The organism is Reyranella sp. GW821-FHT14A01, from assembly GCF_058803965.1.
Window position 1 is genome coordinate 93,657 of sequence record NZ_JBXAPM010000006.1, and the last position, 16,832, is coordinate 110,488.

Annotated in this window: 14 protein-coding genes; 10 read left to right on the forward strand and 4 right to left on the reverse strand. The window is 66.1% G+C overall.

Annotation, left to right across the window (positions count from 1 at the left end; all coding sequences use genetic code 11):
• Positions 1–43: 43 nt before the first annotated feature.
• The gene (locus AC1ROX_RS11750) at positions 44–1,393 is read left to right on the forward strand and encodes an MATE family efflux transporter (protein WP_493125639.1); all 1,350 of its coding nucleotides are present in this window, start codon (positions 44–46) and stop codon (positions 1,391–1,393) included.
• Positions 1,381–2,739 carry an MATE family efflux transporter gene (locus tag AC1ROX_RS11755; RefSeq protein WP_493125641.1) on the forward strand — a complete coding sequence of 453 codons (1,359 nt, stop codon included), beginning with the start codon at positions 1,381–1,383 and terminating at the stop codon, positions 2,737–2,739. Before AC1ROX_RS11750 ends, AC1ROX_RS11755 begins: the two co-directional genes overlap by 13 nt.
• A 4-nt stretch (positions 2,740–2,743) precedes the next feature.
• On the opposite strand, the gene AC1ROX_RS11760 is transcribed toward AC1ROX_RS11755, so the two are convergent.
• Positions 2,744–3,412 (reverse strand): O-methyltransferase, encoded by a 669-nt coding sequence (locus AC1ROX_RS11760; protein WP_493125643.1) that lies wholly within the window; start codon positions 3,410–3,412, stop codon positions 2,744–2,746.
• Positions 3,413–3,491: 79 nt separating this feature from the next.
• Here AC1ROX_RS11760 and AC1ROX_RS11765 point away from each other — a divergent pair, with 79 nt between their 5' ends.
• The 6 genes from AC1ROX_RS11765 (at position 3,492) to AC1ROX_RS11790 (ending at position 10,945) form a co-directional block, all read left to right on the forward strand.
• Positions 3,492–4,136, forward strand: coding sequence for a TetR/AcrR family transcriptional regulator (locus AC1ROX_RS11765; protein ID WP_493125645.1), 645 nt, complete (start codon positions 3,492–3,494; stop codon positions 4,134–4,136).
• 87 nt (positions 4,137–4,223) lie between these two features.
• Entirely contained in the window at positions 4,224–5,366 is a 1,143-nt protein-coding gene (locus AC1ROX_RS11770; protein ID WP_493125647.1) for a zinc-binding dehydrogenase, read from the forward strand.
• Between the two features lie 9 nt (positions 5,367–5,375).
• The gene (locus AC1ROX_RS11775; RefSeq protein WP_493125649.1) at positions 5,376–6,272 is read left to right on the forward strand and encodes a polysaccharide deacetylase family protein; all 897 of its coding nucleotides are present in this window, start codon (positions 5,376–5,378) and stop codon (positions 6,270–6,272) included.
• A 163-nt stretch (positions 6,273–6,435) separates the two neighbouring features.
• Complete coding sequence (locus AC1ROX_RS11780) at positions 6,436–7,620, forward strand: efflux RND transporter periplasmic adaptor subunit (protein WP_493125651.1); 1,185 nt, start codon at positions 6,436–6,438, stop codon at positions 7,618–7,620.
• Positions 7,621–7,627: 7 nt separating this feature from the next.
• Entirely contained in the window at positions 7,628–10,738 is a 3,111-nt protein-coding gene (locus tag AC1ROX_RS11785) for a multidrug efflux RND transporter permease subunit (protein ID WP_493125653.1), read from the forward strand.
• Positions 10,739–10,744: 6 nt separating this feature from the next.
• On the forward strand, positions 10,745–10,945 hold the full coding sequence (locus tag AC1ROX_RS11790; RefSeq protein WP_493125655.1) for a hypothetical protein: 201 nt from the start codon (positions 10,745–10,747) through the stop codon (positions 10,943–10,945).
• A 46-nt stretch (positions 10,946–10,991) separates the two neighbouring features.
• On the opposite strand, the gene AC1ROX_RS11795 is transcribed toward AC1ROX_RS11790, so the two are convergent.
• Positions 10,992–12,695 carry an ABC transporter substrate-binding protein gene (locus tag AC1ROX_RS11795; RefSeq protein ID WP_493125657.1) on the reverse strand — a complete coding sequence of 568 codons (1,704 nt, stop codon included), beginning with the start codon at positions 12,693–12,695 and terminating at the stop codon, positions 10,992–10,994.
• A gap of 105 nt (positions 12,696–12,800) precedes the next feature.
• Here AC1ROX_RS11795 and AC1ROX_RS11800 point away from each other — a divergent pair, with 105 nt between their 5' ends.
• Both AC1ROX_RS11800 and AC1ROX_RS11805 read left to right on the forward strand, forming a co-directional pair.
• Complete coding sequence (locus AC1ROX_RS11800; protein ID WP_493125659.1) at positions 12,801–13,826, forward strand: ABC transporter ATP-binding protein; 1,026 nt, start codon at positions 12,801–12,803, stop codon at positions 13,824–13,826.
• Complete coding sequence (locus tag AC1ROX_RS11805; protein WP_493125661.1) at positions 13,823–14,824, forward strand: ABC transporter ATP-binding protein; 1,002 nt, start codon at positions 13,823–13,825, stop codon at positions 14,822–14,824. The genes AC1ROX_RS11800 and AC1ROX_RS11805 overlap by 4 nt, the downstream gene beginning before the upstream one ends.
• Positions 14,825–14,972: 148 nt before the next feature.
• Here AC1ROX_RS11805 and AC1ROX_RS11810 read toward each other — a convergent pair whose 3' ends face one another.
• Both AC1ROX_RS11810 and AC1ROX_RS11815 read right to left on the reverse strand, forming a co-directional pair.
• Positions 14,973–15,875, reverse strand: coding sequence for an ABC transporter permease (locus AC1ROX_RS11810; protein ID WP_493125663.1), 903 nt, complete (start codon positions 15,873–15,875; stop codon positions 14,973–14,975).
• Positions 15,872–16,828, reverse strand: coding sequence for an ABC transporter permease (locus AC1ROX_RS11815; protein ID WP_493125665.1), 957 nt, complete (start codon positions 16,826–16,828; stop codon positions 15,872–15,874). The genes AC1ROX_RS11810 and AC1ROX_RS11815 overlap by 4 nt, the downstream gene beginning before the upstream one ends.
• Between the last annotated feature and the right edge of the window lie 4 nt (positions 16,829–16,832).

Sequence of the window (16,832 nt, forward strand, 5' to 3'; positions counted from 1 at the left end):
AAGTTCGCGAGCGGGTCGCGCGGCGCGTGCTACATCGCCTGCAATGACCCCCACAGAACGCCGGCAGATGATGCTGGCCGGGCCGATCGTGCCCACCATCCTCACCCTCGCGACCCCCAACGTGCTGAACGTGGCCATGCAGAGCCTCGTCAGCATTACCGACGGCTATTTCATCGGCCAGCTCGGCGTCATCGACCTGGCCGCTTTGGCGCTGGTGTTCCCGACGCAGATGACGCTCGGCATGATGTCGGCCGGCGCCATGGGCGGCGGCATCTCCTCTTCGGTGGCCCGTGCGCTAGGCTCGGGCAACAAGGCGGCCGCCGAGGCCGCGGCGGCGCACGCGCTGGCCATCGCGGTCGGCATGGCGGTGCTGTTCGGCATCGTGTTCGTGGGCTTCGGCCGCCAGATCTACGGCGCGCTGGGCGGCAGCGGCGCCGCCCTCGACCGCGCCGAGGCCTTCTCCACCATCCTGTTCTCGGGCTGTGTCGCCCATTGGGTCGCCAATTCAATGGCCTCGGTGCTGCGCGGCACCGGCGATATGAAAACGCCCGGCCTGGCGCTGGTCGTGACGGCGGCGATCCAGATCCCGCTGACCGGCACGCTGACCCTCGGCTGGTTCGGCCTTCCCTCGTTCGGCATTCGCGGTCCCGCCATCGCCGCCGTGATCGTCTTTGCCCTTGCCGCCCTCTGGATGCTGTCGAAGCTGACCGGCCCGAAGGCGCCGCTGCGGCTGCGCTGGCCGGTCGACGGTTTCCGCTGGCGCTATTTCCGCGACATCCTGAAGGTCGGCCTGATCGCCTGCCTCGTGGTCATCCTGACCAACGGCACGGTGCTGGTCGTCACCGGCCTGATCGGCCGCGAGGGCGACGCCGCCATCGCAGGCTACGGCATCGGCTCGCGCCTGGAATACATGCTGATCCCGATCAGCTTCGGCATCGGCGCCACTTTGACGGCCCTGGTCGGCACCAACATCGGCGCCAAGCAGTATGCCCGCGCCCAGCGCATGGCCTGGACGGGCGCCTTCATGGCGGGCGCCGTCGCCACCACCATCGGCATCGTCGTGGCGCTCTGGCCCGACCTGTGGCTCGGCCTGTTCACCAGCAATCCGGCCGTCCTCGCCTCGGGCCGCCACTATCTCAGCATCGTCGGCCCCGCCTATGGCTTCTTCGGCCTCGCCATGGCGCTCTACTTCGCGTCGCAGGGCACCGGCGAGATGATCTGGCCGGTCGCCGCCAACCTCACCCGCATCACCATCGCGGGCGGCGGCAGCCTGCTGGCGCTTGACCATTTCGGCTGGGGCGTCTCGGGCCTCTACACCTGCGTCGCAGTGGGCATCGTGTCTTTCTCGGCCGTGCTGGCCTTTTCGACGACACGGCGGGCGTGGACCGGCTGAACGCCGCCGAACGCCGCGCCGCGATGCTGTCGGGACCGCTGATCCCGACCATCCTCTCCTTGTCTGCGCCTAACGTTCTCAATGTGGCGACGCAGAGCGTCGTGCTGGTCGCCGACGGCTGGTTCGTGGGCCAGCTCGGCACAGCAGAGCTGGCTGCTCTCGCCCTCGTCTTCCCGGCGCAGACCACCCTGCAGATGATGTCGGCCGGCGCCATGGGCGGCGGCGTCTCCTCCTCCGTGGCGCGCGCCCTAGGCTCGGGCAACACCGGCAGGGCCGAGGACGCGGCGTCGCATGCGCTGGCGATCGCGTTGGGCATGTCGATCCTCTTCGCCATCGTGTTCGTGGGCTTTGCCCGGCCCCTCTACGGCGCACTGGGCGGCAGCGGGGCCGCCCTCGACGGCGCGGTCGCCTTCTCGACGGTGATGTTCCTGGGGTGCGGCGCGCATTGGCTCGCCAACACGCTGGCGTCGATCCTGCGCGGCACCGGCGACATGAAATCGCCGGGCATCGCCCTGATCACCTTGGCGATCCTCCAGATCCCGCTGTCCGGCGCGCTGACTCTCGGATGGTTCGGCGCCCCGAAACTCGGCGTCGCGGGCCCGGCCGCCGCCGCCGTGATCTCCTACGGCATCGCAGCCCTCTGGATCCTGCGGCCGTTCCTGGCCGGTCGCGCGGCCCTGCGCCTGCGCTGGCCGAGACACGGTTTCAGATGGCCGGCCTTCGCCGACATCCTGAAGATCGGCGCCACCTCGTGCGTCGTCGTCCTGTTCATCAACGGCGCCGTGCTGATCGTTACCGGCCTGATCGGCCGCGCTGGCGACGCCGCCATCGCAGGCTACGGCATCGGTTCGCGGCTGGAGTATCTCCTGAGTCCGCTCACTTTCGGTGTCGGTGCCGCGCTGACCGCCATGGTCGGCACGAACAAGGGGGCGGGGAATTTCACGCGCGCCCGCAGGGTTGCGTGGACCGGTGCGTCAATGGCCGGCGCGGTGACACTGGCCATCGGCCTGACGGTCGCGATAGGGCCCGACCTCTGGCTGCGGCTCTTCACCGACGACCCCGCGGCCCTCGACGCCGGACGCCTCTACTTCCGGATCGTGGGTCCAACCTACGGCTTCTTCGGTCTCGCCATGGCGCTCAACTTCGCCGCCATGGGCGCGGGCGACATGATCTGGCCGGCCTGTGCGACCGCGGTCCGCTTCGCCATCGCCGCCGGTGGCGGCCTGGTCGTGCTCGATGTTCTGGGCGGCACGCCGGCCGGTCTCTACGCCTGCGTCGCCGCCGGAATCGTCGCCTACTCGATCCTGCTCGCCGTCTCGACGACGCGGCGGGCCTGGACCGGCTGAGTCCTCAACCCAGCCGCATCGACAGCTCGACATCGTCGGCGAAGGGCACCGACAGATAGCCCCGCGCCGGCGAGCGCACACGCTCCAGATATTCCGGACTCCAGTCGGCATTGTCGGCGAGGATCAGCGTGCCCGCTTGCAGGTGCGGCTCGACGAGGGCGAGAATCGCGGGATAGAGCCCCTTGGCGCCATCGAGCAGGACGAGGTCGATCGCCGGCGGCAGGTCCTTCGCCAGGGTTTCCAGCGCGTCGCCTTCGCGGATCTCGACCAGATCGGCCACGCCGGCAGCGTCGATGTTGGCCCGAGCACGCGCCACCTTCGATGGCTCGAACTCGCAGGTGATGAGCCGGCCGCCGCCATTGTCCCTCAGCGCAGCGGCGAGATGCAGTGTCGATACGCCGAACGACGTGCCGAACTCGACGATGTTCTTCGCGCCGGCCGAACGCGCGAGCATGTAGAGCAAGGTACCGGTCTCGCGCGACACGGCCAGCGGGAAATCCTTCGCCCGCGCGTAGAAGGCGCGGTAGTCGGTCTTGCTGGCCATCATCGCAGCCTGCTCCTCGGGCGACAGCCTGCCCATTTCCTGGCGGACGCCCGCGACGGAGGCGGCGGCCTGGGCAAACAATCCGTCGAGGACGGGGGCAAGCGGCGAAGAGATGAGTGTGTTGTTCATGTGTCTTTCCAAGGAATGTGCCTGCGCCTAAAATACGAATGATTCGTCGCATTCACCATTCGCGTTCCCGGTGCCATCCATGGCCGCTCGCAAAACACCCCGTATTTCCTCGCGAAAAGAGCCTCGGCAGGCGCGTTCGGCGCAGCTCGTTTCCGACATACTCGAGGCTGCAGTTCGTGTTCTGACGCAGGACGGCGCACGTCGCTTCACGACCGCGCGCGTGGCGGAGCGGGCCGGGGTCAGCGTCGGCTCGCTCTACCAGTACTTTCCCAACAAGGAGGCCATCCTCTTCCGGCTGCAGACCGACGAATGGAAGCAGACGAGCGGCCTTCTCCAGGACCTGCTGAGCGACCGCAGCCGGCCACCGGCCGAACGACTCCGTGCGATCGTGCGCGCCTTCTTCAGGTCGGAAGTCGAGGAGGCTGCCCTTCGCGTCGCACTCGACGATGCGGCGCCGCTCTATCGCGATGCCCCCGAAATGGAGGCGCATCGCAAGGCCGGCCGGCGCCAGGTGATGCTGTTCATGCGCGAGGCGCTGCCCAAGGCCTCGCCACGGGAGCGCAGCGCCGCCGCCGATATCATGATGATGTCGATGGGTGCCGTCGGCGCCCAGGTCTCGGAGGAGGCCCGTTCGGCCGCCGAGGTCGAGCGGCTGGCCTCGGCGATGGGCGACATGTTTGCCGCCTACCTGGACCGGCTCAATTCCGCGCCGGCACTGTCCTGAAACCGGACGGATCATCCCGCAGGAAATGCTTGTTCGACCTCATCGCGCTTGGCATCGTGCGCGCCTTCAAACACCAGGAGATGAGAGATGAGCGCCACCAACAAGCTTTCGGGACTGCAGCTTCGCTCCCTGATCTCCAAGGAAGGCCAGCTCGAACTGTCGCTGGTCCGGGTCGAGGTGCCGGAGCCCGGCCCCGATCAGGTCGTGGTCAAGGTCGAGGCGACGCCGATCAATCCGTCGGACCTCGGCCTGCTTACCGGCCCGGCCGACCTCAGCAAGGCCACGACGAGCGGCAGCGGCGACGACGTCAAGGTGACGGCGCCTGTCTCCGCCGCGGCGCTGCCCTTCCTGGCAACGCGCCTCGATGAGTCGATGCCGGTCGGCAACGAGGCTGCCGGCACCGTGATCGAGGCCGGCTCCTCCGACGCCGCGCAGGCGCTCAAGGGCAAGCTGGTGTCGATGGTCGGCGGCTCGATGTACGCGCAGTACCGCCTGCTGAACGCGCGTGACTGCCAGCCGCTGCCGGCCGGCACGACGGCCGCCGAGGGCGCCTCGTGGTTCGTCAATCCGCTGACCGCGCTCGGCATGACCGAGACGATGAAGCGCGAGGGCCACAAGGCGCTCGTGCACACGGCAGCGGCCTCCAACCTCGGCCAGATGCTGAACAAGATCTGCAACGAGGACGGGATCGGCCTCGTGAACATCGTGCGCAGCCCCGAGCAGGCCAAGCTGCTGAAGGGTATCGGCGCCAAGCATGTCGTCGATTCGAGTGCCGCGAGCTTCAACGACGACCTCGTGCAGGCGCTGGTCGAGACCGGCGCCACCATCGCCTTCGATGCGATCGGCGGCGGCAAGCTCGCCAGCCAGATCCTCACCGCGATGGAAATCGCCATCAACAAGACCGCCACGACCTACAATCGCTACGGCTCCTCCGTGCACAAGCAGGTCTATGTCTATGGCAGCCTCAACACCGGCGCGGTCGAGCTGACGCGCAACTATGGCATGGCCTGGGGCGTGGGCGGCTGGCTGCTGACCCCGTTCCTGCAGAAGATCGGCCGTCCCGATCAGATGCGCCTGCGCGAGCGCGTCGTGAACTCGCTGAAGACGACCTTCGCCAGCCACTACACCAAGACCATCTCGCTGCCGGAAGCGCTCGACCTCCAGAACCTCACCGCCTACGCCAAGCGCGCGACGGGCGAGAAGTTCCTGATCAATCCGAACAAGGCGTAAGCGCCGGCGATGACGCGCGAAACCGGCGACAGCGTCCGCGGCCGCACGCCCTATCTGCCGATCCACAAGCGGCCGAAGCTCGTCCTGCCCGGCAACGCGCGCGTCGCCGTCTGGACGATCGTGAACGTCGAGAACTGGAGTCCGGCCGGTGCGATGCCGCGCACCGTCCTGCCGCCGCCGATGGGCCAGCCGTTGCTGCCCGACGTGCCGAACTGGGCGTGGCACGAATACGGCATGAGGGTCGGTTTCTGGCGTTTCCTGGAAACGCTGAGCGCGCGCAAGCTCAAGGCGACCTTCGCCGTGAACGGCACGGCCTGCGAGCTCTATCCCGAGGCTTGCCAGGCGGCGCACGAGGCCGGCTGGGACTTCATGGGCCATGGCTGGGTGCAGAAGCCGATGCATCGGGTCGAGGACCAGAAGAGCGCCATCGCCGACACGATCCGCGCCATCAAGGACTTCACCGGCAAGCCGCCGCGCGGCTGGGAAAGCCCCGGCCTCACCGAGACCGACGAGACGCTCGACCTGCTGGCGGAAGCCGGCATCGAATATGTCGCCGACTGGGTGATGGACGAGCAGCCGCTGCCGCTCAAGACCAGGCACGGCGAGATTGTCTCCGTGCCCTACACGGTCGAGATCAACGACGTCGTCATCAGCGCTGTGCAGCAGCAGCCCTCGGACGAAATCTATCGGCGCGGCCGTGACCAGTTCGACCGGCTCTACCTCGACGGCAAGACCGCGCCGAGGGTGATGGCGATCTCGATCCATCCCTATCTCACGGGCGTGCCGCACCGGATCAAGTATCTGGAGATGCTTTACGACTACATCCTCGGCCACGACGGAGTCGTGATGTGGACCGGCGCCGAGATCCTCGACTGGTATCGCACGCAGGTACCAGCGGCGTGGTAGAGCAATCGCGCTTCGTGTGCGATTGCAGTCGCGAGGAAAACTGCGTCAATGCGCACGGCCCTGTCAGCTTGTTGTAAGCGCAGCGCCGCGTTGCAGCCCTCTTTGAGGCGCCGACTCCTTTCTCTGGTCGCTCGAGTGCGTGACGAGGGAAGGCCGTTCGGAAATGAAGAAATCGACACTGACCAAGCTCGCGGGCACCGGCTTCGCGATCGCCTTGGCCGTCTCGGGTTATCTGTTCCTCCATCAACCTGGTAACACCAGCGCACGGGCATCGGCCTCGCCGCCCCTCGTGCCGGTCTCGGCGGGCATCGCCGAGACGAAGGACGTTCCCATCCTCGTGCGCGGCTTGGGCACCGTGCAGGCCTTCAAGACGGTCACGGTGAAGGCAAGGGTCGACGGCCAGATCGTCAAGGTGCTGTTCAAGGAAGGCCAGGACGTCACCGCCGGCACGCCGCTCTTCCAGATCGACCCGCGCCCCTATCAGGCGACGCTCGATTCGGCCAATGCTGCCAAGAAACGCAATGAAGCCCTGCTCCTCGGCGCCCAGCTCGACCTCGAACGCTACAGCAAGCTCATCGGCTCGGGCTTCCAGTCGCGCCAGAGCGTCGACCAGCAGCAGGCCGTCGTCGACGGGCTGAAAGGATCGCTGAGCGTCGACCAGGCGAACATCGACACGGCGACCCTGAACCTTGCCTACACAGACATCCGCGCGCCGATCGATGGCCGCACCGGCCAGCTCCTCGTCGACCTCGGCAATCTCGTCCAGGCCTCGCAGGCAACGAGCCTGGTCAGCATCGCCCAGATCAAACCCATCTTCGTGAACTTCACGGTCCCGCAGGATTATTCGGCCGACATCCGCCGCAGCCAGGCCACCGCACCGCTCGAAGTGTTCGCCTATGCAAGCGACGACAAGACGCTGCTGTCGAAGGGCCATGTCTCGCTGATCGACAACCAGATCGACGTCGCCACGGGCACCCAGCGCATGAAGGCCACCTTCGAGAATGAAGACGCGCAGCTGTGGCCGGGCGAGTTCGTCAACGTGCGCCTGGTCCTCTCGACGCGGGCCGCCACCGTGACCGTCCCGCAGCGCGCGGTGATGCAGGGTCCGTCCGGCTACTACGCCTATGTCATCCGCCAGGGCGACACGGTGGAGCGCCGCGACCTCGACGTCGCCGGCATGCAGGACGGCATCGCGATCATCGACAAGGGTATCGCGGCCGGCGAGCGCATCGTGGTCGACGGCCAGTACCGCCTGACCAACGGCGCGCGGGTCAGGATCGACGAGGACAAGCCTTCGACGGAGACCCCGCCTGCGGCGGCCCCACCTGTAGCGGCGAAGGCCGGGTGAGCTGGCCATGAACATCTCCGCCACCTACATCCGCCGGCCGATCGCCACCTCCCTCCTCATGCTCGGCCTGCTGGTGTTCGGCGCGGCCACCTACAGTCTCCTGCCCGTCTCGGCCCTGCCCAACGTCGATTTCCCGACCATCACCGTGTCGGCGACCCTGCCCGGCGCCAGCCCGGAGACCATGGCCTCCTCGGTCGCAACGCCCTTGGAGCAGCAGTTCGCCGCCATTCCCGGCCTCGCCTCGATGAACTCGACCAGCGGCCTCGGCACGACCTCGATTGCGCTGCAATTTAACCTCGGCCGCAGCATCGACGGCGCGGCCACCGATGTTCAGACCGCGATCAACGCCGCCAGCGGCCTGCTGCCCAAGGACCTCCCCAACCCGCCGACCTATCGCAAGGTCAATCCCGCGGACCGCGCAGTCCTCATTTATGCCGTCCATTCCGACGACCTGCCGATCTACAAGGTCGACGACTATGCCTTCACCATCCTGGCGCAAAAGATCTCCGCGGTGCCGGGCGTCTCGCAGGTGCTGGTCGGCGGCCAGCAGGACTTCGCCGTCCGCATCCAGGCCAATCCCTCGGCCCTCGCCGCCCATGGCATAGGCCTCGAGGACGTGCGCGCGGCGGTCACCAACGCCACGCTCAACCAGGCCAAGGGCAATTTCGAGAACGAGCACCAGTCCTTCACCATCGACACCAACGACCAGCTCTTCCAGGCCTCGACCTACCGCCAGATCATCGTCGCCTACCGCAACGGCGCGCCGGTGACGCTCGACGATATCGGCGACGTGGTCGACGCCACCAAGGCCCCGCGCAGCGGCGCCTGGTACAACGGCAAGCGCGCCGAGCTGCTGCTGGTGTTCCGCCAGCCCGGCGCCAATACCGTGGAGATCGTCGACACGATCAAGGCGCAGATGCCGCGCCTCCTCGCCTCGGCGCCGAAGAGCGTCCAGGTCGAGCTGGTGTCCGATCGCTCCCAGTCGATCCGCGACTCCGTGGCGGACGTGCAGTTCACCCTGGTGCTGACCATCGGCCTGGTGGTGATGGTCATCTTCATCTTCCTGCGCCACCTGTGGGCGACGATCATCCCCAGCATCACCGTACCGCTGTCGCTGGTCGGCACCTTCGGCGTGATGTACCTGCTCGACTACAGCATCGACAATCTCTCGCTGATGGGCCTCACCATCGCCGTCGGCTTCGTCGTCGACGACGCGATCGTCATGATCGAGAACATCGTGCGCTACATCGAGGAGGGCGAGACGCCGCTCAACGCCGCGCTCAAGGGCGCGGGGCAGATCGGCTTCACGATCGTGTCGATCACCTTCTCCCTGATCGCGGTGTTCATTCCGCTGCTGTTCATGGGCGGCATCGTCGGCCGCCTGTTCCGGGAGTTCGCGGTCACGGTCACGGTGGCGGTCATCATGTCGGCCTTCGTGTCGCTGACGCTCACGCCGATGATGTGCGCGCAATTCCTCAAGCGCCAGAATAAGGAGCACAAGCGCGGCCGTTTGGATCAGATGTGCGAGGATTTCTTCGACGCCGTGACGCGCGGCTACGATCGCGGCCTGCAATGGGTGTTCCGCCACCAGCCGCTGATGCTGATCTCCACGGTGCTTTTGATCGTGGTCACCGGCTATCTCTACGCGATCATCCCCAAGGGCTTCTTCCCCGAGCAGGATACCGGCTTCGTCTTCGCCCAGGCCGAGGCAAGGCAGGACATCTCCTTCGCCGCCATGGCCAAGCTGCAGACCGAGCTCTCGTCGATCGTCCAGCAGGATCCCGCGGTTTCCGGCGTCGTGGGCTTCGTCGGCTCGACCGGCGGCAATTCGTCGGAGAACACCGCCCGCATGTTCATCCAGCTCAAGCCGTTCGGCGAACGCGACGCCTCGGCGCAGGAGATCATCCAGCGCCTGCGGCCGAAGGTGGCGAACGTCATGGGCGTGAAGTTCTTCATGCAGGCCGGCCAGGACATCAATGTCGGCGGCCGTCTCAGCAAGACCGAGTTCCAGTACACGCTGACCTCGACCGACATCGCCGAGCTGAACCACTGGGCGCCGATCATCGAGGAGAACATGGCGAAGCTGCCGGAGCTGCAGGACGTCACCTCCGACCAGCAGATCGCCGCGCCGCACATCGCCATCGACATCGACCGCGATACGGCCTCGCGCCTCGGCGTCAGCCTGTCGCTGATCGACCAGACCCTCTACGACGCCTTCGGCCAGCGCCAGGTGGCGACGATCTATACGTCGAGCACGCAGTACAAGGTCGTGCTCGAGGTCCTGCCTTCGTTCCAGGCCGATCCCACGGCGCTGTCGCGCATCTACGTCGCCAGCATCAACGGCGTGCAGGTGCCGCTGGGCACGCTGGCGCGCTTCACCAACCGCGTGGCGCCGCTCACCGTCAGCCACCAGGGCCAGTTCCCCGCGGTGACCCTGTCCTTCAACCTGGCGCCCGGCGTGGCGCTGGGCGAAGCGGTCGAGAAGATCCGGCAGATGCAGGCCGAGCTGCACACGCCGATCACCCTGGACGGCGCCTTCCAGGGAACGGCGCAGGCCTTCCAGTCCTCGCTCTCTTCGACGCCGCTCTTGATCGCAGCCGCGATCCTGGCCGTCTACATCGTGCTGGGCATGCTCTACGAGAGCTATATCCATCCCATCACGATCCTGTCGGCGCTGCCGTCCGCCGGCGTCGGCGCGCTGGCGATGTTGATGCTCTTCCACTACGACCTCAGCGTCATCGCGCTGATCGGCATCATCCTGTTGATCGGCATCGTGAAGAAGAACGCGATCATGATGATCGACTTCGCGCTGGAAGCCGAGCGCGAGCGGGGCAAGACGCCGCTGGAGGCGATCCACGAGGCCTGCCTGTTGCGCTTCCGGCCGATCATGATGACGACCTTCGCGGCGATCGGCGGCGGCCTGCCGCTCGCCATCGGCACGGGTGCCGGCTCCGAACTGCGCCGCCCGCTCGGCATCGCGATCGTGGGCGGCCTCCTCGTCTCCCAGTGGCTGACGCTCTACACGACGCCGGTGATCTATCTCTATCTCGACCGGCTGGCGCAGCGGCTGAAGGGCAGGAAGCAGGCGACGCCGGCCGCCGCCCTCCCGGCGGAGTAGGCAACCATGCGTATCGAACAGGACGAGGAAGAACGCGAAGCCGCCGGACGGCGAAGGGGCCTGATCGCATTGGTCGTTCTGGCGAGTCTGGTGATCGCGGGCATCACCCTCGCGAGCGAACTGCACAAGACGTCGCGATTGCAGGATTGCCTGATGACCAAGGCAACCAACTGCACGGACAGTCCGGACACGCTCGGCTATCACTGAATCAGCGGAGCGCGCCACGTCGGGCGGAGTAACCTCCGCCGTTTGACTACTTGTCGAGCCAGAACGTGTCGAAGCGGACCACGTCGTATATTCCGAAGTACTCCTTCGGATTATGGCCCTTCACGTAGTTGTACCAGCCGTCGTTGATCTTCTCCCATGACACGGGCAGGAGCGGCGGGTCCTGCTCCATGATCATCTCGGCCTGGCGGATCAGGTCGAGGCGCTTCTTGGCATCGACCTCGCGGTCGATCTGCGGGACCAGCTCGTTGAACTTGGCATTGTCCCACGACGAGTAGTTCTGCGGCCCGTTCTTCGAGTACCAGGCGTTGAAGTAGTCCGACGGGTCGAGCAAGGTCGAGACGATCGCGCCGATGGCGAGATCGAACTTGCCGGTGCGGATGTCGTCGAACCAGACCGATTCGACAACCGTGCGGATGTTGCACTGGACGTTGAGGGCCTGCTGCAGCATCGCCTGGATCGCCTGCGACCACAGCTTGAAGCTGGCGACCTCGCGTACGAGAAAGTCGAGGCCGGTGATGCCCTTCTCGTACCCCGCCGCCTTCATCAAGGCCTTGGCTTCCTTGACTGCCGCCGTCGGGTCGGCCTGGTAGCCGAGCCGCTTGCCGAGCTCCGGCAGCGGCGTGGCAAACTCCGAGAACGGATAGATGAACCCGCCGACCATCATCGGGGCGATGTCCTTCACCACGTCGACCAGCACCGGCTTGTCGAGGACGAGATGGAGAGCGCGGCGGACCCGCGGATCGTCGAGCGGCTTCTTCTTGTTGTTCATCCAGGTCGCCTGGATGACGCTCTGGTAGAAGTCGGTGCCGGACATGCCCTGGGTCGACTTGACCTTGCGCTGTGACACCGGGTCGAGCAGGCGGGCATAGTCGAGGCGGCCGGACAGCAGGCCGGAGCCAAGTTCGGGAGAGAACGGCAGGGCGTGATAGAACTCGATGCCGTCGAGATACGGCAGGCCCTTGTTCCAGTAGTTCTTGTTCTTCTCCATGACCCAGACTTCCGCCTCGACGCGGCGCTGGCTCTTGAAGGGGCCGGTGCCCGGAATGTCGACGACGCGGCGCAGGTTGTAGCCGTTGTCCTCGAGCGTCTTCTTGCGGACGATGCCGTTCCAGCCCGAGGCGATCGCCGACATGATGAAGTTGGCCGGTCGCGGCTCGGAGAGCTGGAACTGGATCGTGTATTTGTCGGGCGCCTTGATCTCCTCGACCGCCGCGAACAGCGTGCTGCGCGGGATCGAGATGCCCTGGGGCGGCTTGGCAATGCGATCGAAGGTTGCCTTCACGTCTTCCGACGTGAAATCCGCGCCGTCATGGAACTGCACGTCCTTGCGCAGCATGAAGGTATAGGTCTTGTTGTCCTTCGAGATCTCCCAACTATGCGCCAGGTCGGGAATGATCGTCTTGCCGCTGTCACGCGGATCGCGCCGCACGAGGTTGTCGAACATGCAGCCCTGACTGCCCAGGCTGTTGATCGTTCCGGACTGATGGAAGTCGAAATGAGGCGCCCTCGACGTGATGCCGTAACGCAGCACGCCGCCCGATTTGGCGTTGGGTTCGGCGGCCTTGAGCTGGAACTTCGATCCGTCGAACTCGCTGGGCACACCCTGCGCCCAGGCATGGAACGGCAAGCCATATGCGCCGGCCGCCGCGGCCGCACCTTTCATGAACTGCCGTCGATTTACGCGGGTAAGCTTATGAACGCGGGAACGCTTCGACACATGGTCTTGCATTTCGTTCCTCCCTTTTGGCCTTTTGCAGACCGAGCACTCTGTGCTCTGATGGTTTGCCCATCTTCTCTGTGGGCCAAAACTAACACCATAAGTTGAGGGGAGTCGATGGCGGACGAAACGATCCTCCAGATCGAGGACCTCCAGACCCACTTTTTCACCGCGGTCGGCACCGTTCGCGCGGTTGACGGTGTGTCTTATTCACTGAAGGCCGGCGAGACGCTGGGCGTCGTGGGCGAGTCCGGCTGCGGCAAGAGCGTGACCGCCCTGTCGGTCCTGCGACTGGTGGCAAATCCGCCGGGCCGGATCGTCGGCGGCGCCGTCCGCTTCCAGGGCAGGAATCTGCTCGAGGTCAGCGACACCGAGATGGAGCGTATTCGCGGCAACGAGATCTCGATGATCTTCCAGGAGCCGATGACCTCGCTCAACCCGCTCTACACGGTGGGCAAGCAGATCGCCGAAGCCGTCGCATTGCATCAGGGATTGAACAAGCGCGACGCCTGGGATCGCGCGGTCGAGATGCTGAAGCGCGTCTATATTCCCGAGCCGGAGCGGCGGGCGCACGCCTATCCGCACCAGCTTTCCGGCGGCATGCGCCAACGGGTCATGATCGCCATGGCCTTGTCGTGCAATCCGAAGGTTCTGATCGCCGACGAGCCGACGACGGCCCTCGACGTCACCATCCAGGCGCAGATTCTCGACCTGATGCGGGAACTGCAGGAAACCTTCGGCACGGCCATCGTGCTGATCACGCACGACATGGGCGTGGTCGCCGAGAACGCCGACAGGGTCGTGGTCATGTATGCCGGCCGCAAGGTCGAGGAAGCCGACGCCACGCGCCTGTTCGACCATCCCGGGCACCCTTACACACGCGGCCTGCTGGGTTCGATCCCTCATCTCGACACCGCGGCCCGCAGCGGTGCGCGGCGGCCGCGGCTGAACGAGATCAAGGGCATGGTGCCGTCGCTCTTCAGGCTGCCGCAGGGATGCACCTTCGCACCCCGCTGCGGCCTCGCCAGCGATCAGTGCCGTCAGGTCGTGCCGCCGCTCGAAGAGAAGCGGCCGGGGCACTGGATCGCCTGCTGGCATGCCGACAAAGCGTTGGCGGGAATGGCCGTGGGAGCGGACGCATGACGGCATTGCTCGAGGTCGAGGGCCTCAAGAAGCACTTCCCGATCCACAAGGGCTTTTTCAGCCGCGTCTCCGGACAGGTCTATGCCGTGGACGGCGTCTCCTTCTCCATCGCCCGCGGAGAAACACTGGGGCTGGTCGGCGAATCGGGCTGCGGCAAGTCCACGGTCGGGCGCACGCTGCTGCGATTGATGGAACCGACCGGCGGCACAATCAAGGTATCCGGACAGGACATCACGCAACTCAGCCGGCAGGAGCTGCTCCCCTACCGGCGGCGCCTGCAGATGATCTACCAGGACCCCTATGCATCGCTGAACCCGCGCATGAGCGCCGGGGAGATCGTGGGCGAGCCGATGGTGGTGCACGAGATCGGCGACCCGAAGGAACACAAGGAGCGGGTCGCGGCGCTGTTCGAGAAGGTCGGGCTGCGGCCGGAAGCCATCAATTCCTACCCGCACGAATTCTCGGGCGGCCAGCGCCAGCGGATCGGGATCGCGCGCGCCCTGGCGCTCGAGCCGGAACTGATCGTCGGCGACGAACCGGTCTCGGCGCTCGATGTCTCGATCCAGGCCCAGATCATCAACCTCCTGATGGACCTGCAGGACGAGTTCAAGCTGTCCTACCTCTTCGTGGCCCACGACCTCGCGGTCGTCGAGCACATCAGTCACCGCGTCGCCGTGATGTATCTCGGCCGCATCGTCGAGATGGCCGACAAGCGCGCCCTGTTCGAGACGCCGCTGCACCCCTACAGCGAGGCGCTGCTCTCGGCCGTTCCCATCCCGAAATCGAGCGCTCGCGGCCGCAAGCGTGTGATCCTGACAGGCGATGTCCCGAGCCCGATCAATCCGCCGCCGGGCTGCCACTTCCACACGCGCTGCCCCTACGCCATGCCTCGCTGCAAGGTCGAGGCGCCGGCGCTGCGCGAAGTCATGCAAGGCCACCTCGCCGCCTGTCATCTGCACGATGGCGCTGTGCGCTTTCCATTGGCCGCGGCGTCCTAGAATCGTTCCGAGCAAAAGCCGGCGCACAATGTCGATCAAGGCAAATTGTCATCCCGAGCGTAGCGAGGGACCTTTAATGCCCATGAATAAAGGTCCCTCGCTACGCTCGGGATGACAAGGTGCGCGAACCTGCGCCGATCCAACAGGGTCAGACAGACCCGCGCAGTCTCGGATCCAGCAGGTCTCGGATGCCGTCGCCCAGCAGGTTGAAGGACAGGACCGTGAGCGTGATCGCCGCGCCGGGGAAGAAGACCAGCCACCAGGGCGGCACCAGCCCGGAATTGAGCGCGTCCGCCAGCATGTTGCCCCAGGTCGGCTCGGGCGGCGGGATGCCGACGCCGAGGAAGCCCAGCGACGCCTCGATGACGATGGCGACGCCGAGATGCGTGGTCGCGAGGATGAGATAGGGCGCCACGCATTGCGGCAGGATGTGACGGAACATCAGGCGCTTGTGCGACGCGCCGATGCCGCGCGCCGCCTCCACGTACTGCATCTCCTTCAACGACAACACGACGGAGCGAATGACCCGGCCGCCGAAGGGTATTCGGGTGATGGCGATCGCCACGATGACGGTCATCAGCCCGCCGCCCAGCGCCATGGCGATCGCCATCGCCAGGATCAGGTCCGGGAAGGATTGCAGGAACTCGATCAGCCTCTGGCTCGCCATGTCGAACCGGCCGCCGAAGTAGCCGCAGGCCAAACCCCACAGCGCGCCGACCGTGGTGCCGAACAGGACCGCCCCGAGCGCCACGGTGAGCGAGGTCCGGCTGCCGTATATCACGCGGCTCAGCGTATCGCGGCCGATCTGGTCGGTGCCGAACCAGTGCTTCTCGCTCGGCGGCTTCTGCATCGCCCGGAAATCGGACTTGAGCGGCGGATAGGGAGCGACCAGCGGCGCGGCGATCGCCGTCGCGACGATCAGGGCCGCGATCACCCCCCAGAAGGCCGACAGCGGTGCGCGGCGGAAGAAGGTCCCGAAACCGCGCAGGACCCGACGCAGTCGGGAGGGCGGTGCGGGCACCAGATCGGTCGTGGTCGTGGTTACGGTCATTGGTACCGGATCCTCGGATCGAGCAGGGCAATCGCGACGTCGACCAGGATGTTCAGGCCGACGAACACCACGGCGTAAAGGAAGACGAGGTTCTGCATCACGAAGACATCCCGCTCGCTCACCGCGGTGAACATCGCGTAACCCAGGCCGGGCGTGGCGAACGCCCGCTCCACCGGAATGGAGCCGGCCAGGACCAGGCCGAGCAGCACGCCCGACAGGGTGATCACCGGCAACAGCGCGTTGGGCAGCGCGTGAAGCGCGATGACCCATTTGTTGTTCAGGCCCTTGGCCCGCGCCGTCCGCACGTAATCCTCGCGGATCACCTCGAGCAGGCTCGAACGCCCCATGCGGGCGATGTAGGCGGCCTGCCCCAGGCCGAGCACGATGGCCGGGCCGATGACGATCTGCAGGTTCGTCCACGGATCGGCGAAGAACGACACGCCGGCCATCGGCGCGCGATAGCCGAACCAGAAGAGCAGCCCCAGCACGATCAGCATGCTCACCCAGAAGCCCGGCACGGCGATGAACAGGATGCTGGTGAAGCGCGCGACGCTGTCGGCCACGCTGTTGGGCTTGATCGCGCTGATGATCGCCACCGGAATGCCGACCACCCAGGACAGAATGACGGAGATGGCGGCGATCTGGGCGGTGAGAGGCCCGCGCCGCAGGATCATGTCGGCGACGCTTTCGGAGCGGAAGAAGGAACGGCCGAAGTCGCCGCGCAGTATGTCCTTCACCCAGGACATGTATTGAATCCACAGGGGATCGCTGAGGCCCAGCTCGGCCATGTAGTGGGCCCGCTGGGCATCGGTCAGCTTGGTCATGCCTTCGGAACCGAAGATCGCCACCAGGGGATCGCCGGGCAGGATTCGCATGATCACGAACACCGTGATCGATACGCCGATGATCGTAAGCGCCCCGAACACGAGGCGTCGTGCAACGTAGCTGTACATATCG